Origin of the sequence: Streptomyces sp. NPDC090499 (assembly GCF_044769305.1) — a bacterium.
Taxonomy (GTDB): Bacteria; Actinomycetota; Actinomycetes; order Streptomycetales; family Streptomycetaceae; genus Streptomyces.
In genome coordinates this window covers 122,997-140,490 of sequence record NZ_JBIVXP010000021.1, presented here as the reverse complement: position 1 = coordinate 140,490, position 17,494 = coordinate 122,997, and the positions used below count along the sequence as shown (strand labels likewise).

Annotated in this window: 19 protein-coding genes; 5 read left to right on the top strand and 14 right to left on the bottom strand. The window is 73.5% G+C overall.

Annotation, left to right across the window (positions count from 1 at the left end; genetic code table 11):
* Positions 1 to 39: 39 nt before the first annotated feature.
* The 3 genes from ACIQVL_RS43980 to ACIQVL_RS43970 all read right to left on the bottom strand — a co-directional run bounded on the left by ACIQVL_RS43980 (position 40) and on the right by ACIQVL_RS43970 (position 2,306).
* The gene (locus tag ACIQVL_RS43980) at positions 40 to 411 is read right to left on the bottom strand and encodes a YybH family protein (RefSeq protein WP_403435690.1); all 372 of its coding nucleotides are present in this window, start codon (positions 409 to 411) and stop codon (positions 40 to 42) included.
* Between the two features lie 55 nt (positions 412 to 466).
* The gene (locus tag ACIQVL_RS43975; RefSeq protein WP_403478279.1) at positions 467 to 1,180 is read right to left on the bottom strand and encodes an SDR family NAD(P)-dependent oxidoreductase; all 714 of its coding nucleotides are present in this window, start codon (positions 1,178 to 1,180) and stop codon (positions 467 to 469) included.
* Between the two features lie 196 nt (positions 1,181 to 1,376).
* Positions 1,377 to 2,306, bottom strand: coding sequence for a LysR family transcriptional regulator (locus ACIQVL_RS43970; protein ID WP_403478278.1), 930 nt, complete (start codon positions 2,304 to 2,306; stop codon positions 1,377 to 1,379).
* Positions 2,307 to 2,413: 107 nt separating this feature from the next.
* On the opposite strand from ACIQVL_RS43970, the gene ACIQVL_RS43965 reads away from it, so the two are divergent.
* A complete protein-coding gene (locus ACIQVL_RS43965; protein ID WP_403435685.1) occupies positions 2,414 to 2,716 on the top strand; it encodes a muconolactone Delta-isomerase family protein in 303 nt (100 codons plus the stop codon).
* A 218-nt stretch (positions 2,717 to 2,934) separates the two neighbouring features.
* Complete coding sequence (locus ACIQVL_RS43960; protein ID WP_403478291.1) at positions 2,935 to 4,074, top strand: YbfB/YjiJ family MFS transporter; 1,140 nt, start codon at positions 2,935 to 2,937, stop codon at positions 4,072 to 4,074.
* Between the two features lie 156 nt (positions 4,075 to 4,230).
* Here ACIQVL_RS43960 and ACIQVL_RS43955 read toward each other — a convergent pair whose 3' ends face one another.
* The 8 genes from ACIQVL_RS43955 to ACIQVL_RS43920 form a co-directional block, all read right to left on the bottom strand.
* The gene (locus ACIQVL_RS43955) at positions 4,231 to 4,851 is read right to left on the bottom strand and encodes a TetR/AcrR family transcriptional regulator (RefSeq protein ID WP_403435682.1); all 621 of its coding nucleotides are present in this window, start codon (positions 4,849 to 4,851) and stop codon (positions 4,231 to 4,233) included.
* A gap of 68 nt (positions 4,852 to 4,919) precedes the next feature.
* Complete coding sequence (locus ACIQVL_RS43950; RefSeq protein ID WP_403435681.1) at positions 4,920 to 5,501, bottom strand: GAF domain-containing protein; 582 nt, start codon at positions 5,499 to 5,501, stop codon at positions 4,920 to 4,922.
* Between the two features lie 61 nt (positions 5,502 to 5,562).
* On the bottom strand, positions 5,563 to 6,162 hold the full coding sequence (locus tag ACIQVL_RS43945; protein ID WP_351495158.1) for an ATP/GTP-binding protein: 600 nt from the start codon (positions 6,160 to 6,162) through the stop codon (positions 5,563 to 5,565).
* Positions 6,140 to 6,511: a DUF742 domain-containing protein gene (locus ACIQVL_RS43940; protein ID WP_366357425.1), complete on the bottom strand. Its 372-nt coding sequence runs from the start codon at positions 6,509 to 6,511 to the stop codon at positions 6,140 to 6,142. The genes ACIQVL_RS43945 and ACIQVL_RS43940 overlap by 23 nt, the downstream gene beginning before the upstream one ends.
* Positions 6,512 to 6,513: 2 nt before the next feature.
* On the bottom strand, positions 6,514 to 6,948 hold the full coding sequence (locus ACIQVL_RS43935) for a roadblock/LC7 domain-containing protein (RefSeq protein ID WP_089107225.1): 435 nt from the start codon (positions 6,946 to 6,948) through the stop codon (positions 6,514 to 6,516).
* 98 nt (positions 6,949 to 7,046) lie between these two features.
* On the bottom strand, positions 7,047 to 9,365 hold the full coding sequence (locus tag ACIQVL_RS43930; RefSeq protein ID WP_403478277.1) for an ATP-binding protein: 2,319 nt from the start codon (positions 9,363 to 9,365) through the stop codon (positions 7,047 to 7,049).
* Positions 9,366 to 9,780: 415 nt separating this feature from the next.
* Positions 9,781 to 10,941 (bottom strand): DUF4037 domain-containing protein, encoded by a 1,161-nt coding sequence (locus ACIQVL_RS43925; protein WP_403435677.1) that lies wholly within the window; start codon positions 10,939 to 10,941, stop codon positions 9,781 to 9,783.
* 127 nt (positions 10,942 to 11,068) lie between these two features.
* On the bottom strand, positions 11,069 to 12,256 hold the full coding sequence (locus ACIQVL_RS43920) for an MBL fold metallo-hydrolase (protein ID WP_403478276.1): 1,188 nt from the start codon (positions 12,254 to 12,256) through the stop codon (positions 11,069 to 11,071).
* A 140-nt stretch (positions 12,257 to 12,396) separates the two neighbouring features.
* On the opposite strand from ACIQVL_RS43920, the gene ACIQVL_RS43915 reads away from it, so the two are divergent.
* Positions 12,397 to 13,575 carry a Glu/Leu/Phe/Val dehydrogenase dimerization domain-containing protein gene (locus tag ACIQVL_RS43915; protein ID WP_403435674.1) on the top strand — a complete coding sequence of 393 codons (1,179 nt, stop codon included), beginning with the start codon at positions 12,397 to 12,399 and terminating at the stop codon, positions 13,573 to 13,575.
* 13 nt (positions 13,576 to 13,588) lie between these two features.
* On the opposite strand, the gene ACIQVL_RS43910 is transcribed toward ACIQVL_RS43915, so the two are convergent.
* Both ACIQVL_RS43910 and ACIQVL_RS43905 read right to left on the bottom strand, forming a co-directional pair.
* The gene (locus tag ACIQVL_RS43910; protein ID WP_403435672.1) at positions 13,589 to 14,737 is read right to left on the bottom strand and encodes an MFS transporter; all 1,149 of its coding nucleotides are present in this window, start codon (positions 14,735 to 14,737) and stop codon (positions 13,589 to 13,591) included.
* Complete coding sequence (locus tag ACIQVL_RS43905; protein WP_403435671.1) at positions 14,734 to 15,345, bottom strand: helix-turn-helix domain-containing protein; 612 nt, start codon at positions 15,343 to 15,345, stop codon at positions 14,734 to 14,736. The genes ACIQVL_RS43910 and ACIQVL_RS43905 overlap by 4 nt, the downstream gene beginning before the upstream one ends.
* Between ACIQVL_RS43905 and ACIQVL_RS43900 the strand changes: the two genes are divergently transcribed.
* Both ACIQVL_RS43900 and ACIQVL_RS43895 read left to right on the top strand, forming a co-directional pair.
* A complete protein-coding gene (locus ACIQVL_RS43900) occupies positions 15,344 to 15,868 on the top strand; it encodes a GNAT family N-acetyltransferase (protein ID WP_403435669.1) in 525 nt (174 codons plus the stop codon). The genes ACIQVL_RS43905 and ACIQVL_RS43900 overlap by 2 nt on opposite strands.
* A 42-nt stretch (positions 15,869 to 15,910) precedes the next feature.
* A complete protein-coding gene (locus ACIQVL_RS43895; protein ID WP_403435667.1) occupies positions 15,911 to 16,513 on the top strand; it encodes a TetR/AcrR family transcriptional regulator in 603 nt (200 codons plus the stop codon).
* A 44-nt stretch (positions 16,514 to 16,557) separates the two neighbouring features.
* On the opposite strand, the gene ACIQVL_RS43890 is transcribed toward ACIQVL_RS43895, so the two are convergent.
* Positions 16,558 to 17,343, bottom strand: coding sequence for an SGNH/GDSL hydrolase family protein (locus ACIQVL_RS43890; protein WP_403435666.1), 786 nt, complete (start codon positions 17,341 to 17,343; stop codon positions 16,558 to 16,560).
* Positions 17,344 to 17,494 lie beyond the last annotated feature (151 nt).

Here is a 17,494-nt window from a genome sequence, read left to right as displayed (position 1 = left end):
GCTCGGCTTCACGCCCGCGGAACACCCGGCAGGAGAGGGCTAGTCGAGGCGGGAGACCTGGTAGTGGGCGATGTGCCAGTCCTCGCCCGTCCGGGTGACGAGGACCGAGAGCTTCACGTCCAGCGGAGGCCGGTCCGTGAAGGAGAACTCGGCGGCCAGGTAGCCGAGGACGACGTCGCCGGCGGGCCGCCGGGTCTCCAGGACGCGGTACGCCGCCCTCATCCCGAGGGGCTGGGAGTCGTAGTAGGCGGCGACGCCCTGCCGTCCGACGCTGTAGGGGTGCAGTCCCTGGAAGACGGCGTCCTCGGTGAACTGGGCCGCGACGCGCTCGGGTTGGTGCGCGTCGACGGCCGCCTGCCACCGGTCCAGGACTGCGCTCAGGATCGCCGTGTCCTCCGTCGTACTGGTCATGTCCGCTCCTTTTCTCCTCGGTGGGGTTCTCCTCGGTGGGTGACGTGCCGGGCCATCAGTGTCCGGCGCTCATACCGCCGTCGACGTGCAGGATCTCGCCGGTGACGAACGGCGCGGTCTCCAGGTAGAGCACCGCGTCGACGATGTCGCCCACTTCACCCATCCGGCCGACCGGGTGCAGGGCGGCGAGGAACTCGTGGGTCTCCGCCGGGTGCATGGGGGTCTTGATGGTGCCGGGCGACACCGCGTTGACGCGGATGCCGCGGGTGGCGTACTCGATCGCCAGGGACTTGGTCGCGGACTGCAGGCCGCCCTTGGTCAGCGAGGCCAGGACCGAGGGGACCCGGACGTCCGCGCTGTCGACCAGGCTGGTGGTGACGCTGACGACGTGCCCGCCGCCCTGGGCGAGCAGGTGCGGGACCGCCTGCTGGGTGAGGTGGAAGAAACCGGCGACGTTGATGCCGGTGACGGCCGCGTAGTCCGCGGCGGTGTACTCGGTGAAGGGCTTCGCGACGAAGACGCCGGCGTTGTTGACCACGGTGTCGATCCGGCCGAACCGCTCGACGGCGGCGGCCACGACCCGCTCGGCGGTCGCCGGGTCGGCGATGTCCCCCTGGACGGCCAGGACGTCGGCGTCGTCGGCGGGGGCGATGGTGCGCGAGGTGGCGACGACCGCGAAGCCGAGCTTGCGGTAGCCCTCGACCAGGGCGGCGCCGATGCCCTGCGAGGCACCGGTGACGATCGCGACCTTCTGCTGCTGCGTGCTCATGCTGACCTTCTCCGTAGTGGCTGACCGGCCACTAGGCGACCGGTCGACTATTCGGAACGTAGGCCGGGTACGGCGGGCGTGCCAGGATCGGATTCCTCCCGGCTGGGAGGAATCCGATTCGGAACGTAGGCCGGGTACGGCGGGCGTGCCAGGATCGGATTCCTCCCGGCTGGGAGGCGTGGCCTCCCAGCGCGGCTCAGCCGCGCAGGGCGTAGGGGTCGTCCGCCGGCAGCCAGGCGTCCGGGGCGTGGATCCCGAGGTCGCCGACGCCTTCGCACAGGGCGTCGACGACGGCCAGGACGCCGGCCCGGTCCTCGCTCGCGCGCCAGACCAGGGACCAGGTCCAGTACACCTTCGGCGCGACGATCTCGCGCCGGACCAGGTCGGGCGGGAGTGGAGCGGTCTGGCCCTTCGGCGAGTTGAGGACGGGCCGGGTGCAGCGCCGGACGTGGTCGAAGTAGGCGGGGCCGGTGACGGCGCCGTCGGAGATGCGGACCGGGCGGGCGCCTACGGCCTGCGTGAGCTCCTCGGCGTACACGTTCCAGGAGGCCCAGGAGGTGACGTCGTCGTCGATCAGGATGTCGGCGTCCCGGGCCGGCAGGTCGCTCGTGTCGGTGCCCTTGGCGACGGCGTACAGCCGGTCCGCGCCGATCAGCCGGGCGCGCAGCCCGTGCCGTTCGAGGTCCTGGCTACGTACCCAGCAGACGGCCAGGTCCAGGCTGCCGTCGGCGACCCGGGCGGCCTGGGTGTGGGAGGGCGCGACCCAGGCGTCCACATGGATCCGGGCCACCGCGGCCGTCCGCGAACCCAGTTCCGGCGGCAGCCAGTTGACGTAGCCGAGCCGTACCGACTCGGAGCCCGAGAGGCGGCCCGCCCGGCGCCTGAGGTCGTCGGCCCGCTCCAGCAGGTCCCGGGTGTGCGGGAGCAGCGCGGCACCGGCGGGGGTGAGGGAGACCGAGCGGCGGTCCCGGTCGAACAGCCGGATGCCCAGGTCCCGTTCGAGCGCCTTGATCTGCTGGGAGAGGGACGGGCCGGCGATGAGCAGCCGCTCGGCGGCCCGGCCGAAGTTCAGCTCCTCGGCGACGGCGACGAAGTACCGCAGCTGGCGCAGTTCCACGCGCGTCATCGTACGCGCGCTGGGAGGCTGCGCCTCTCAGCAGTGAGCCGACCGGTCGTGGCGGTGGCTCCGGTGGCGGCGGACGATGGAGGCACCGACGACGGAGGGAGCACATCGTGCGCGAGTTCCTGGTCGAGATCACCACCGGCATACCCGAGGGCACGGGCCAGGACGAGGTCGACCGGCGGCGGGCCGCGGAGGCCGTCCGGGCGCGGGAACTGGCCGCGACCGGTCACCTGGCCCGGCTGTGGCGCCCGGTGGGCGAGTTGCGCAGCATCGGCGTCTGGTGCGCCGCCGACGAGGACGAGCTCCACGAGAAGGTGCTCGGCACGCTGCCGCTGCGCCCGTGGATGACGGTCACCGTCACCCCGCTGGAGTCCCACCCCAACGACCCGGGCCGGGCCGAGGGCACCCGATGAGCCTTGCCTCCGCGTCTGCCGCCGGCTCCGGCTCCGGCTCCGGCTCCGGCTCTGCGGACGGCTCCAGCTCCCGCTCCGGCTCTGCCGACGGCTCCCGCTCCCGCTGCGGCTCTACCGACGGCCCCGGCTCCCGCTCCAGCTCCGGCCCCGGCTCTGCCGACGACCCCGGCTCTCCCTGGGCGCACGTCGCCAGGGCCGCCGCGGCGCTCGCCGCGGGCATGGGCGTCGGCCGTTTCGTCTACACCCCGATCCTGCCGCTGATGCACGATCAGGCCGGCCTGTCCGCCGGAGCCGGGGCCAACCTGGCCACCGCCAACTACGCCGGCTACCTGGTCGGCGCGCTGGCCGGCACCCTGGCCCCGGCGCTGGTCCGGTCGCGGGCCGTGCTGCGCGGCTCCCTGCTCCTGCTGACCGCCACGCTCGCCGCGATGCCCCTCACCCGCAGCACGGCGGTGTGGGGCGCGCTGCGACTGCTGGCCGGAGCGGCGAGCGCCCTGGTGTTCGTGATCGCCGTCGCCGCTCTGCTGCACCATCTGCGGGACCACCCGGCGCACCTGCCCGGCTGGGCGTTCGGCGGGGTGGGCGCCGGCATCGCGCTGTCCGGGCTGCTGGTCCTGGCCCTGCGGTCCGTCTCCGGCTGGCGGGCGGCCTGGTGGGCGGCCGCCGCGCTCACCGCGGTGCTGGCCGCGGCCTCGTGGCGGTTGCGGCCCGAGGACGCGCCGGCCGCCGCGGTGACCGGCGGCGCCCGGCCCGGGATCCGCACCCGCCGCTGGTTCGGCGCGCTCTTCGTCAGCTACTTCCTGGAAGGCGTCGGCTACATCGTCGCCGGTACCTTCCTGGTCGCGGCGATCGGCCAGGGCTCCCCCGGCTGGGTGGGCAGCGGCGCCTGGGTGCTGGTGGGGCTGGCCGCCGTGCCGTCCTCGGCGCTGTGGGCCCGGCTCGGGCGCCGCTGGTCCCGTCCCGGCCTGCTGCTGACCGCGCTCACGATCCAGGCGGCCGGTATCGCGCTGCCGGCGCTGACCGGGAGTACGGCCGCCGCCCTCGGCTCGGCCGTACTGTTCGGCGCCACGTTCCTGGGCGTGAGCACCCTCGCCCTGGCGACCGGCGCGCACCTGCGCTTCCCGCGCTCCGTCGCCCTGCTGACCGCCGGGTACTCCGTCGGCCAGATCCTCGGCCCCCTGGTCGTCGCCCCGCTGCTGCGGCACGGCTACCACCAGGCCCTGCTCCTGGCCGCCCTGGTCGTCCTCGCGGCCGCCGTCGCCGCCACCGTGCTGCGGATCGGCTTCCCGCACCACATGGGTGCGGACCACACGGGGCCGGTACGGCACCCGCGACCGGCGGAGGCCGCCCGTCCCTGAGCGGGTCCGGCGGTCCCTTGCGGTTCGACAGCGCCCGAAGGGGCGGTGGGGCGCCCTCGGCCGAAGGCCGGAAGAAGGCCAGAAGAGGAACCGCGCGACCGGCCACACGGCGCCGCGGTCGATACACGGCCTGTCACGGCACTTCCAGCGGAGCGCTCAGGCCCCCCTCTCCGGGCCCTGCGCCGCTGTCACGCCCAGCAGGGCCCGGCAGTTGTCCCAGAGCGGGCTCAGCCGGCCGGTGCTGTTGTACAGCTTCGCGAACATCACCTGGCCCTCCAGCTGAGCCACCACCGCCCGCGCCGCCTCCCGGGTGTCGGTCACGCCCACCTCGCCGCGCTCCCGGGCCTCGGCGACGACCGACGCCACCATGTCGACCTGGGCGTCGAAGATCTCCTGCAGCCGTCCGCGGACCGCCTCGGTCCGGTTGCTCAGCTCCAGGGCGAGGTTCCCGAACAGACAGCCCGCCACAGTCCCACAGCCCCGCTGAGCGGCGAGCTGACCGGCCTCGGTCTCCTCGAACAGCCGCCGCAGCCGCCGCAGCGGCTCCGCGTCACCGGTCAGGGCCCGGGTCCAGTCGCGCTGCTGGGCCGCCCAGTGCTCGTCGACGACGGCGAGCGCGAGGGCCTCCTTGGACTCGAAGAAGTAGTAGAAGCTGCCCTTCGGCACCCCGGCGGCCTTGCAGATCTCGGCGACGCCGAGCGCCGCGTAGCCGCGCCCTTCGATCAGCGAGCGAGCGGCGTCGAGGATCTTCCGCCTGGCGTCACTGGTACGTCCCATACCGCCAGGATACGAAGGTACTAGACCGGTCGGCTAGTGAAGGGGCTGTGCCCGTGCCGCTCCCGCCGTCACAACAGCGGCAGACCGTCTGCCTCGCGGCGCTCGATGCGGGCCACCAGCTCCGCCGCCGACGACTTGATGGTCTCCAGACCGGGCCGGCCCCAGGGCCGCGGCTCCACGTCGACCACGCACACCGTGCCGAGCACCGTCCCCGTGCTGTCGATCAGCGGGGCGCCCAGATAGGAACGGATGCCGAACTCGTCGACGACCGGGTTGCCCGCGAACCGCGGGTAGTCGCAGACGTCCTCCAGGACCAGCGCCTTGCGCCGGACCACCACATGGGGGCAGAAACCATGGTCGCGGGGCAGCTCACGGCCCAGTACCGGGGTGCTGCCGTCCGGCCGTACCACGGCCGGTGCCACGTCCGGCAGGTGGAGGCCCGCGAAGAACTGGCGGTTCACGTCAATGAAGTTGACCATGGCGTACGGCGCTCCGGTGACCTCGGCGAGCCGGTCCGCGTAGGCGTCGAGGGCGGGGTCCGGGTCTGCGCCCAGACGTAGTTGGCCAAGGCGCCGGGTGCGTTCGGGGGCCTCCTTGTCCTCCGGCGTGAGCAGCAGCCGGCCGGCCGGGCGCGACGGGTCGTACCTCATGCGCGGGCTCCGTCGCAGTGGACGTGGGTCATATACGGGCTCCGTGAGGGGTGTATGGGGTTCACATGTGGGCGCCGTGGCTCGGCGCGGAGACCGGAGCGTGGGCGATGAGATGGCGGACGAGGGTCAGCAGGGTCTGCACCCCGGAGCTGGAGATCCGGGCGTCGCAGCGGACCACCGGGACCTCCGGGTCGAGGTCGATGGCGGCGCGCACCTCCTCGGGGTCGTAGCGGTAGGAGCCGTCGAACTCGTTGATGGCGACGATGAATCCCAGGCCGCGCTCCTCGAAGAAGTCGACGGCCGCGAAGCAGTCCTCCAGGCGCCGGGTGTCGGCGAGGATGACCGCGCCGAGCGCGCCTTCGGACAGTTCGTCCCACATGAACCAGAACCGCTCCTGGCCGGGCGTGCCGAACAGGTAGAGCACGTGCTCCGGGTCCAGGGTGATGCGGCCGAAGTCCATGGCCACGGTCGTCTCGACCTTGTTCTCGATACCGTCGAGGCTGTCGGTCGCGGCGCTGACCGTGGTGAGGAGTTCCTCCGTGGACAGCGGCGCGATCTCGCTGACCGCACCCACGAAGGTGGTCTTGCCGACCCCGAACCCACCGGCCACCAGGATCTTCAGCGCGGTGGGGAAGGGATCAGAGCTGTCGTCGTAGTCCATCGAGCACTGCCTCCAGGAGGGACCGGTCAGTGGGGTTGTGGTGGAACACGGGGGGCTTGGCGGTCAGCGCCCCGCAGTCGACGAGGTCGGAGAGCAGCACCTTGGTGACCACGGCGGGCAGTTTGAGGTGCGCGGCGACCTCGGCGACCGGGACGGGGGCGCGGCACAGGTCGAGTGCCTGCGCGTGTTCGGGGCCGAGGTAGCCGAGAGGCGTGGACCCGGTCGCCATCACCTGCGACATGAGGTCGAGGGCGATGCTGGGTTCGGTCCGGCCGTTGCTGACCGTGAACGGGCGCACGAGGCGTCCGGCCGCGTCGTCGAGCCAGGGCCCGTCGCCGGCTGCCGCCACCCTCAAGGCCTCATCGCCGTGGATTCGACGGCGTGCTGCCGGGGAGCGGTGACGAGGTACGGGCGGACGCTCTTGACCAGCATCGCCATCTCGTAGCCGAGGACCGCGGCGTCGGCCTCCCGGCCCGCCAGCACGGCGAGGCAGGTGCCGGAGCCGGCGGTGGTGACGAACAGCAGCGTCGAGTCGAGTTCGACGACGACCTGCCGGACGTCCCCGCCGTCGCCGAACCGGACTCCCGCGCTGCGGCCGAGCGAGTACAGGCCGGAGGCGAGCGCCGCCATGTGGTCGGCGCTGTCCGGGTCCAGGCCGTGGACGGACTTGACCAGCCCGTCGCAGGACAGGAGCACCGCGCTGGTGGTGTGCGGCACGCGCTGCACCAGGCCGCTCATCAGCCAGTCGAGGTCGGATACCTGGGCGGTCGGCGCATCGCTCGCCATGATGGATCGACTCCTTGGGGTACGAGGATCAGCGGGAGCGCTGGGGGTGGGGGTGGGGGTGCGGGTGGGGGCGGCTGTGGGGGTGGAAACAGTGCTGGTCATCCGGCAGGTGCGCTCCCGTCGGGCCGGGCGGTGAATTCGGAGGTGTGCACCGGGCGCAGGGCCTGGGAGTACGACTGGGGCCGGGACGCGGACTGGCTCTCGGCGGGGTCCCTGTGGGCCCGGCTGATGTGTGCGGGCGCCATGTGGTCCGTGGCCGGGGAACCCGCGGTCATGAGGTCCGAGGTCGTGTGGTCCGAGGTCGTGTGGCCTGGGGTCATGTGGCCTGGGGCCATGTGCCCTGGGGCCAGGGGATCAGACGCCATGGGGTCCGGCGTCATGTGTGCCGTGTCCACATGTGGTGTCCCCATATGTCCGGCACTCATGTGCATGGCATCCATGTGCGGCGCGTCCAGGTGCGTGGCATGCGACGTGTTGGCCCGGCGATCGCCGGATCCGTCGTGGGTGGACATGTCGGCGAAGCCCATGGTGGTGAACCCGTCATGGGGCGACGCGCCATGTGCCCCGACCACCGGCTCCGCGGCGTTCGGGTCCGTCTCGGTGGCTTCCAGGTGCTGCTGGGCCTCGGCGAGGCCGATGCCGCGCTGGAAGGCGGCCATCAGGCCGGGGTCGTGTCCGGCCGGGTTCTCGTTCTCCGGGCGGGGTGCCGGGCCGCCGCGCAGCTGGGGAACGATGTGCTCCTGGGCGCGGCGACGCGGCAGTTGGGGTTTGCCCATCGTGCCGCGCACCGCGCCGACCCGCGGTACCGGCGGGGCGCCCGCGTGCTCGGCGACCGCCGGCCGGTCCTCGGGGCGGATGCCGGGCAGTGCCTCGGCGGGGTTGGGGCGGGTCTCCTGGGCACCGCGCACCGGCAACGGCGCGGGCGCACCGTCGTGCTGCGCGTGCCGGCGCCGCCCGCCGGTGGCGGGGGCGGGAGTGGGGCTCTGGTGCTGGACGGGCCCGCCGCCGGCCGGCGGTCCGGCCGCGGCGGACCTGCTCCGGGCTCCCGTGTCCGGCCCGGCGGTGCCGCGGACGCCCGCCGACGCCCCGGTGCCGTCGGACGGCCGGGCCCCTCCGGTGCCGGGCGCACCGGTCTGCGTCCCCGGCGCGCCGCCCCCGTGCGCCGTGTCGAGCGGCTGCGGAACCGAACCCGGTGCGCCGGACACGCCCGGCGCCGTGCCCAGCAGGCCCTGCGGGACGACGAGGACGGCCTGGACGCCGCCGTAGATGTTGGTCTGGAGGCGGACGTTGATGCCGTGCCGGCGGGCGAGCTGGGAGACGACAAAGAGGCCGATGCGGCCGTCGGCGAGCAGGCTGGCGACGTTGACCTGGTCGGGGTCGGCGAGCAGGGCGTTCATCTTGGACTGTTCGCCGACCGGCATGCCGAGTCCGCGGTCCTCGACCTCGACCGCGAGGCCTGAGGTGACGAGGTTGGCGCGGAGCAGCACCTGGGTGTGCGGGGCGGAGAACACCGTGGCGTTCTCGACGAGTTCGGCGAGGAGGTGGATGACGTCGGCGACGGCGTGGCCGCGCAGTTCGCCGTCGATCGGCGGGACGAGCTTGACCCGGGAGTACTGCTCGACCTCGGCGATGGCGGAGCGCAGGACCTCCGTCATGGAGACGGGGTTGCTCCATTGCCGCCGGGACACGGCGCCGCCGAGGACGGCGAGGTTCTCGGCGTGCCGTCGGATCCGGGTGGCGAGGTGGTCGACGTGGAAGAGGCCCTTGAGGAGGTCCGGGTCCTCGATCTCGTTCTCGAGTTCGTCGAGGATCGAGATCTCCCGGTGCACGAGGGACTGAAGCCGCCGCGCCAGGTTGACGAAGACCTCCAGTTTCTGTTCGCTGCCGGCCTGGCTGGAGAGCTGGGCCGCCTGGACGACGGCGGTGACGGCGCCGTCGTGCGCGCGGGACAGGTCGGCGGCGAGCAGCTCGAAGTCGTCCGCGTCCTCGGGCGGTCCGCCGCGCGACTTGCGCTGGGGCGGGGTCTCGCCACGGCGCAGCGCGTCGACGAGGGCGAGCAGATCGGCCTCGCCACGGGCGGCGTTGCGGCGCAGGATGCCGACGCGGTCGCTGACCGAGCGGGCGGCGCGGCCCGCGGCCACGGCGGCGATCACGATGCCGGCGGCCGTCACCGAGACCGCTCCGGCGAGCACGGCCACCAGGGTGAGGCTGGGCCGGGCGCCGGTGGAGCGGACGGTGAACAGGACGGCCGCGCAGCCGCTGAGCGCCACCGCGACCGGTGGCAGGACCGCCAGTCGCATGAGCTGAGGCCGTATGTGGGTCTCGGGCAGCGCGGGAACGGGTCTGGCGACCGGTCGTCCGTGCCGGCCGCCCTCACGGCGGTCGGCGCGGGCGGCCGGTGCACGGAGGTGAGACATCTGCGTCCTCGTACTGGTCCGTCGGGCCTGGTTTCTCGCGCGGGGCGCGCGAGTCGGGCATGCGCCATCGCGGTGCCGGGCGAGGGGACCGCAAAAGAATTCGGCCCCGTGTCGCCCGACGGACACTCACAGTAGTCGCCGACGCATCATGTGCGGTGGGCAGTTGACAAAGTCCCCCGGAGATGGTCCCGCTCTGGTATGAGCCGTCGTACGAAAGACCGATAACCCCCTCGGCGCCCCACCCTCGAACAGTCACCCACCGATCCGACCTGCTCAGAAACGGTCACACGCAGAAGATGCGGGCCAGGGCCTCCGGTGCCCCGTCCCGCTCGCCTCCCCTCCGCCCGCGGCCCTCGGACGGCCCGTCAGGGCGGCTGTGCGGTCGCCCACCCCCCGTCCAGCACCCCCCAGAGCGTCACCCACGGTGACCGCCGCGGCTCCGGCGGCCCTTCGTCGGCGCGCGGGGCGGGCCGTCGTGCGCGTCGATGCCCGTCACGGCGTCGGTCGCGGCCCGCGCGAGGTCCGGGCGGCTCAGGACCTCCGTGCTGTCGACGAACTGGTCCACCGCGCCGGCCCTGCGCAGCTCCCGTATGTCCGGGTCCTTGATGCGGGCGGTGAGGGCCCGGGTGAAGCGGTCGGCGCGCAGCACCCGGTAGGGGCGGGAGTGGTAGGGGCGGGTGACCGGGTCGACCCGGTCGGTGAGGTTCAGTTCGTTGTGCAGGTGGGCGACGATCTCGTACGCCTGCGCCAGATGCCGCTCCCGGAGGTGCCAGTCGGTGGCAGCGAGGACCGCGGCGAGTTCGGAGGTGAGCCGCGGGGCCGCGGGGGTGCGGGCGAAGGCGCTGCCGAGCCACTTGCCGTACGGCGGGTAGCGGCGGTCCATCAGCAGGCAGAGCCGCATGAGGTCGCGGACCAGGCGGGCGGCCTCGACGGCCGAGCCCAGTTCGTCGCCGGCCTCGCCGCAGCGGCCGACGAAGGCCTCCTCCTGGGAGATGCGCTGCCATTGGCAGGCGAGGACGTGCAGCCACAGGTCGTGCGGGTACCAGCGCAGGGCGGCGCGGGCCGGGGTGAGCGTGTGCAGGCCGTCGTGGAAGACGGCTCCCGCGGTGGCCTCGGCGAGAATCTGGGTGGGCAGGGCGAGCCAGTGCGCCGGGGTGACCCCGGAGGCGGGGTCGAAGCCGAGGGTGGCCCGGAACCAGGAGGAGACACCGGTCACTTCCACGCGGTGGTGCACGGGACCGTCGGTGACCCGCATGACGCGGATGTCGCGGTCCCCGGTCGCGGCGAAGTGGGTGGGCCAGCCCTGGAAGGTCTTCGGCAGGTGTTCGGAGAGCACATGTCTGATGCGTCCGGCGTGGCGGTTCACGTCGTGGGAGTGGAGGAAGAGCTGGAGCCGCGGGCCCCATTCATGGTCGGTGGAGCGCTCGGTGTCGTAACCGAGCACCTCGGAACCCGCGCCGATGCGGGCGGCGGAGTGGGGGGTACCGGGAGCGGCCTCCTCCAGGAGGGGGCGGACGGCCTCGGTGTAGAAGCGCCGGGAGAGCTCAAGTCCCGGTAAGAAAGCAGGACTTGGCATATGTGCATGGCTCATGACGATGCCCCTGCCCAGGTTGTGCAGGGGCATGCACGTCACTTTCACGGCATCGCCACAGCCGTGCGGGAGTCATCGGTGTTTCGTCACGTTCGGCGCCGGATGCCCGTCGTCACCGTTCGCCCGCGAGGCCGAGGTCGTCCTGCCCGGGGATGCCCTCGGCCCGCTTCTCGCGCTGCCACGGCCGGGCGACGGGCGCCGAGACCGTACGCCACCAGGGGTCCGCGGGCAGCTTCCCGGACGGCTCGAAGGGCTCGCCGGGGCGCGGCAGTGCGACCGCCTGGCCCGCCTCGTCGCCGGCGTCCTTGGTCCACTCCCCCGGCTCGGCCCAGGCGTGCGGGGCGAGGTTGAAGGTGCCCCAGTGGATCGGCAGCAGCACGCCGTGCGGCTGTCCGCCCTGGAGGTCGAGGTGGGCGCGCATGCCCTCCTCGGGCGTCATGTGTATGTCGGGCCAGAACTCGCTGTACGCACCGATCTGGATCATCGTCACGTCGAAGGGCCCGTGGTCGGCGCCGATCTCCTTGAAGCCGTCGAAGTAGCCGGTGTCGCCGCTGTGGTAGATCCGGTGCTCCTCGCCGGCGACGGCCCAGGACGCCCACAGGGTGTGCTGGGTGTTGCGCAGCCCGCGACCGCAGAAGTGCCGGGCCGGGGTAGCGGTCAGGGTGAGTCCGCCGATCCTGGTCTCCTCGTGCCAGTCCAGCTCGCGCAGCCGGCCTGCGGGGACACCCCACTGTTCGAGGTGGGCGCCGACGCCGAGCGGTACCGCGAACACGGTGTCCGTGCCGGCCAGCGCCTTGATGGTGGGCAGGTCGAGGTGGTCGTAGTGGTCGTGCGAGATGACCACGACGTCGACCGGGCCGAGCGCGGCGAGCGGCAGCGGCACCGGGTGCAGCCGCCTGGGCCCGGCGAACGGGAACGGGGAGCAGCGCTCGCCCCAGACGGGGTCGAACAGCACGCGGTGTCCGTCGATCTCGGCGAGGACGCTGGAGTGGCCCATCCACGTCACCCGCAGACCGCCGGCGACGGGCCGGGCGAGGTCGGCGACCGTGGTGGGGTGCACCGGGACGGTGCCCCGGGGGGCTCTGCGGGCGCGCTGGTCCTTCTCGAAGTAGGTCTTGGCGAACTCCAGCATCGAGCCCGAGGGCCGCGTCCGGGCGGTGCCGCCGGGGTTCTGGAAGACACCGTCCTTGAAGTGCGGGGAAGCCTGGATACGGGCCATGCGCGCGCCGCCGGGGTCCGCGCCGAAGGCAGCGGGCCGCAGCACGCGGAGCCCGGAGCTCAGGGAACGCAAACCGGTCACGGTACCTCCAGTGGTGTCGCCGAGGTCCCCATTATGGTCGGCCCTTCCGACAGTCGGCGTTGACACCGCACCACCTGCCTCCCAATACTGACCCACTGTTCAGTAACACCGTTCCTTCACACCGCTCTCGAGGAGCCCCTGTGACCGCTCCCCTGATGTCCCTGGTCTGGACCGACCACGTCACCGGCCGCCGGGGCTTCCTGGTCGTCGACCGGCTGGTGCGGGGCGTGGCCAGCGGCGGTCTGCGGATGCGGCCCGGCTGCACGCTGGAGGAGGTGACCGGACTCGCGCGCGGCATGACGATGAAGGAGGCCCTGCACTACAACCCCGAGGGCCGCTACATCCCGCTGGGCGGCGCCAAGGGCGGAATCGACTGCGATCCGCAGGACCCGGGGGCGTACCCGCTGCTGGTCCGCTACCTGCGCGCCATGCGACCGTACGTGGAGAGTTTCTGGACCACCGGCGAGGACCTGGGGCTCACCCAGGACCTGGTGGACCGGGCGGCGGCCGAGGCGGGTCTGGTCTCCTCGGTCCAGGCCGTGTATCCGCTGCTGGACGACGAGGCGGCGGCCCGGCGGCGGCTGGCGGACGCCTTCGCCGTCGAGGTGGACGGGATCGGCCTCGACGAGCTGGCCGGCGGCTGCGGGGTCGCCGAGTCGGCGCTGGCGGCGCTGGACCGGGCCGGAGTGCCGTACGCGGGGACGCGGGTCGCCCTGCAGGGGCTCGGCACGATGGGCGGGGCCACGGCGCGGTTCCTCGCCCGCGCGGGGCTCACGGTCGTCGCGGTCGCCGACGTCAAGGGGACGATCGCCAACCCGGCGGGTCTGGACGTCGAGGCGCTGCTGCGCGCGAGGGACGCGTACGGCACCGTCGACCGCGCGGTGCTGCGCCCCGGTGACGTGGAACTGCCGGGTGACGCCTGGCTGTCCGCGGACGCGGAGGTGCTCGTGCCGGCGGCGGTGTCGTACGTGGTCGACGCGGCCAACGAGCACCTGGTCACCGCCCGCTGGATCGTCGAGGCGGCCAACATGCCCGTGCTCTCCGAGGCGGAGGAGCGGCTCACCGCGCGCGGGGTGACGGTGCTGCCGGACGTGGTGGTCAACTCGGGCACCAACGCCTGGTGGTGGTGGACCCTGTTCGGCGACATCGGCCCCGCCGCCGACGAGGCGTTCGCCCACATCCGGCGCTCGATGCGGGCCCTGGTGGAGCTGATGCTGGACCGCGCGGCGGCGGACGGCACGACCCCGCGGGCCGCGGCCCACGCCCTGGTGACCGACCGGCTGCCGGTGATCGCGGAGCGGTTCGGCTGGTACCGCTGACGCGGCCACGCCCTCAGCGGCGCCCGAGTGCCGCGGCGAGCAGCAGCGCGCCCGCGGCCGTGAGGCCGGTGCCCGGCCAGCCGAGCACGTCGAGCAGGGGCGCGGCGACGGCCGTGCCCAGGGCGCCGACCGAGAAGTACACCACCAGGTAGACGCTGCTGAGGCTGCCGGAGCGGGCGGGGTCGAGGGCGATGACACGGCTCTGGTTGGCGGCCTGGGCGGCGAAGCAGCCGGCGTCGAAGAGGGCGAGGCCGAGGGCCGTGCGCCAGGGGGCGTCCAGGCCCGTGGCCAGCAGGGCGGCACCGGCCGCGGCGGCTGCCATCGAGACGCCGATCACCGTGTGCGGGCCGTACCGGTCGGTGAGGCGGCCGGTGTACGGAAGCGCGGCGAAGCCGAGCAGCCCGGCCAGGCTGTAGAGGCCGATGGCGGTCGGGCCGAGGGAGTGCGGCGGCTGGGCCAGGGCCAGGGTGAGGGCGATCCAGACGAGGTTGAAGGCGAAGTACCAGAGCGCTCCGGTGGCCACCGTGCGGCGCAGTCCCGGCCGGCGCAGGAGCAGCGGCGGGAGGGCGGTCAGGGTGGCCCGGTAGCCGCGGGCGGCGGGCGGCCGGTGCCGGGGCAGGAGCGTCGCGGCGGCGAGCGCGCCGAGCAGGGCGAGGGCGGCGAAGACCAGGAGCATCCGGCGCCAGCCGAAGGCGTCGGTGAGGGCGCCGCCGACGAGCCGGCTGAGCAGGATGCCGGCCGACATGCCGGCGGCCACGAGGGCGACGCCGGTTCCGGCGCGGCCCGGCCGGGCATGACGGCCGGCGATGTTGCCGGCCTGGGCGGCCACGCTCGCGGCGGCGCCGACGAGCAGGTAGGCGGCCAGCAGGACGGCCGCATGGTGTGCGGTGGCGGCGAGCGCCAGGGCGGCGGCCAGGGCCGTGAGCTCTGTGGCGACCAGGCGGTTCGGGGCGAGGTGGTCGGTGAGCGGAAGCAGCAGGGCGAAGCCGGTCATGCTGCCGGCGAGCGCGGCGGTCGGCACCAGGCCGATCGTGGCGAGCGGCACGTCCAGGTCGGTGGCGACCGCCGTGAGCGCGGGCTGCACGGCGTAGTTGTTCGCGATCGCCGTCCCGGCCAGGACGGCCAGCAGGACCGTGCCGCCGCGGGGCAGCGGCGGGGTCACGGCTGCGCGTCGCGGGTGAGGACGACGGCGTAGCGGCATTCGGCGTCGGTGGTGTTGGCGAAGACGCGCTCGGCCGGTGCGCCGAGTTCGACGGTGTCGCCGGCGTCCAGTTCGTGGACCGTGTCTCCGTCGTGGAAGGTGAGGCGGCCGTCGAGGACCCAGACGAGCTGCCGTACGAAGGCGAAGGCCGCGGCAGGGTAGGGCACCCGGGCTCCGGCGGGCAGCCGGATCTCGGCGATCTCCGCCGGGAAGCGCGGGCCGGTGATCTGGCGGCGCCGGTAGCCGGTGCCGGGGTCGCGCCATTCGGCGGCGTCGGCGGCGCGCCGTACACCCGGGGTGTCGGCCGCGGACTCCTGCGCGTCGTGCGCGCCTTCGGCGGGGGCCAGCAGCGAGGCGACGCCGATGCGGAAGGCGGCGGACAGCTTGCCGAGGACGACCGCGGTAGGGCTGCTCTCGCCGCGCTCGATCCGGCTGATCATCGCCGGGGAGACACCGGAGGCGTCCGCGAGCTGTGCCAGCGTCCAGCGGCGGCGCTCCCGCTCGGTGCGGACCCGGGCGGCGATCTGCCGCACCAAGGGGTCGGCCGATGGTTCTACTATGTTGGACATGAATCCAATATACGAGAGAGGGCTGGTGGCCGTGCGTCCGGCCCGGCCGGGTGACGAGGAGGCCGTCCGCGCGATCCGCAACCATGCGATCGAGCACTCGACGGCCCTGTGGACCGAGACCCCGCAGTCCCCCGCCGAGGGCGCGGCCTGGTTCGCCGCCCACCTGGAACGCGGCTCGGCGCTGGTGGCCGAGTCGGCCGACGCGCCGGGCGAGGTGGCGGGGTTCGCGGTCTACGGCCCGTGGCGCGCCCTGGACGGCTACCGGCACACGGTGGAGAACTCGGTCTACGTCCGCGAGGGCAGCCACGGGCTCGGCATCGGCTCCGCGCTGCTCGGCCCGCTCATCGCCGCGGCGCGCGAGGCCGGCCACCACGTCATGATCGCCGGCATCGAGGCCGGGAACGCCGCGTCGGTCCGGCTGCACGACCGGTTCGGCTTCGAGCACGTCGGCACGGTCCGGGAGGTGGGCACCAAGTTCGGCCGCTGGCTGGACCTGACGATCATGCGGCTGCCGCTGGCCTGAGACGGCAACGCGGGTGGCGGGACGACCGATTAGGGTGACCGCGTGGCGAGAGTGCGGTTGAGCGTGGCCGAGCGGCGGGAGGAACTGCTGCGGGCCGCCATCGAGCAGATCGAGGCGCGGGGCGTGGCGGCGGTCCGGATCGCCGATGTGGCCTCGGCCCTCGGGGTGAGCAACGCCCTGGTGCTGTACCACTTCTCGACGAAGGAGAAGCTGGTCGCCGCCGCCTTCACCTATGCCGCCGAGGACGACCTGGCGCATCTGCGCAAGCTGCTGGGCCGCCGTACGTCGGCGCTGCGCCGGCTGCGGGCCGCGGTGCGCTGGTACGCGCCGACCGGACAGGCCAAGGGCTGGCGGCTGTGGATCGAGGGCTGGGCGGTGGCGTTGCGGGAGCCCGCGCTGCGGGACGTCACCAAGGGGCTGGACCAGCAGTGGAAGGCGGCCATCGCCGAGGTCATCGCCGAGGGGGTGGCGGCCGGCGAGTTCCGGTGCCCCGACCCCACGGCGGCGGCGCTGCGGCTGACCGCGCTGCTCGACGGGCTCGCCGTCCAGCTGACCTCGTACCCCGGCGCCGTCCCCCGGGCCAGGGCCCAGGCGTGGGCCGACGAGGCGCTGGCCCGCGAACTCGGGCTGCCCGAGCAGGAGTAAGGGGCGGCCCGCAGTGCGGCCGCCCCTTACCCGCCGGTTCCGCCTCAGGCCACGGAGGCGATCCGCATCTTGATGTCGTCCGGGGAGAGCGCCCCCTTGGCCGTCACGTGGTCGCCGGACGACTCGCCGCGCAGCCGGCGCCCGATCCAGGGGACCAGGTACTCGCGGGCCCAGTGCACGTCGTCGCGGCGGACCTCCAGGGTGCCGCGGGGCGGCAGCGGGGGCCACGGCTGGTCGGGGTCGGCCGGCACCTCGACGCCGAGCACCTGACCGGCGCGCAGCGCCACGCGCGTGTGCCCCTCGGGGGACAGGTGCAGGCGGTCGCCGTCCCAGGCCCGCCGGTCCTGCACGGTCTTGAGGGACCACAGGTCGAGGACCGGGCAGCCGTAGCGGTCGGCGATGGCCCGGACGTGTCCGTTGTACGTGGCGATCTTGCCGCGCAGGTGCTTGAGGACGGGCACGCCCCGGGTGTCGAAGCCGGTGGTCACGAGCACCGTGCCGACGGCCTCGGTCAGCCGGGCCACGGCCCGCTCGAACCGCTCGGCCACCTCGTCGGGGTCGGTGCCGGGGCGGATGATGTCGTTGCCGCCCGCGCAGAAGGAGACCAAGTCCGGGGCGAGTTCCAGGGCCTGCGGCACCTGGTCCGCCACGATCTGGTCGAGCAGTTTCCCGCGCACGGCGAGGTTGGTGTAACTGAAGTCGCCCTCGGGCTGCCGGTCGGACAGCAGTACCGCGAACCGGTCGGCCCAGCCGACGAACGCCCCGTCGGGGCCGGGGTCTCCCACGCCCTCGGTGAAGCTGTCCCCCACCGCTGCGTACGACCCGATCACTGATGCATTGTCACTCTTCGAATCGTCTCCCACATCGGGCCATGATTCACCTTCGGCTGTGACCTACGCGACCGTAATAAGGGGTTGACGCTCGGTGAGATAAGACACCCTTAAATACTTTGCCAATCTTGGAATAAGTCCCTGACCAGCG

Bases quoted from the DNA above. Each gene is read 5' to 3' on its own strand.
- ACIQVL_RS43980 (WP_403435690.1), bottom strand. From the start codon at position 411: ATGACCAGTACGACGGAGGACACGGCGATCCTGAGCGCAGTCCTGGAC.
- ACIQVL_RS43975 (WP_403478279.1), bottom strand. From the start codon at position 1,180: ATGAGCACGCAGCAGCAGAAGGTCGCGATCGTCACCGGTGCCTCGCAG.
- ACIQVL_RS43970 (WP_403478278.1), bottom strand. From the start codon at position 2,306: ATGACGCGCGTGGAACTGCGCCAGCTGCGGTACTTCGTCGCCGTCGCC.
- ACIQVL_RS43960 (WP_403478291.1), top strand. From the start codon at position 2,935: ATGGGCGTCGGCCGTTTCGTCTACACCCCGATCCTGCCGCTGATGCAC.
- ACIQVL_RS43955 (WP_403435682.1), bottom strand. From the start codon at position 4,851: ATGGGACGTACCAGTGACGCCAGGCGGAAGATCCTCGACGCCGCTCGC.
- ACIQVL_RS43950 (WP_403435681.1), bottom strand. From the start codon at position 5,501: ATGAGGTACGACCCGTCGCGCCCGGCCGGCCGGCTGCTGCTCACGCCG.
- ACIQVL_RS43945 (WP_351495158.1), bottom strand. From the start codon at position 6,162: ATGGACTACGACGACAGCTCTGATCCCTTCCCCACCGCGCTGAAGATC.
- ACIQVL_RS43935 (WP_089107225.1), bottom strand. From the start codon at position 6,948: ATGGCGAGCGATGCGCCGACCGCCCAGGTATCCGACCTCGACTGGCTG.
- ACIQVL_RS43930 (WP_403478277.1), bottom strand. From the start codon at position 9,365: ATGTCTCACCTCCGTGCACCGGCCGCCCGCGCCGACCGCCGTGAGGGC.
- ACIQVL_RS43925 (WP_403435677.1), bottom strand. From the start codon at position 10,941: ATGCCAAGTCCTGCTTTCTTACCGGGACTTGAGCTCTCCCGGCGCTTC.
- ACIQVL_RS43900 (WP_403435669.1), top strand. From the start codon at position 15,344: ATGAATCCAATATACGAGAGAGGGCTGGTGGCCGTGCGTCCGGCCCGG.
- ACIQVL_RS43905 (WP_403435671.1), bottom strand. From the start codon at position 15,345: ATGTCCAACATAGTAGAACCATCGGCCGACCCCTTGGTGCGGCAGATC.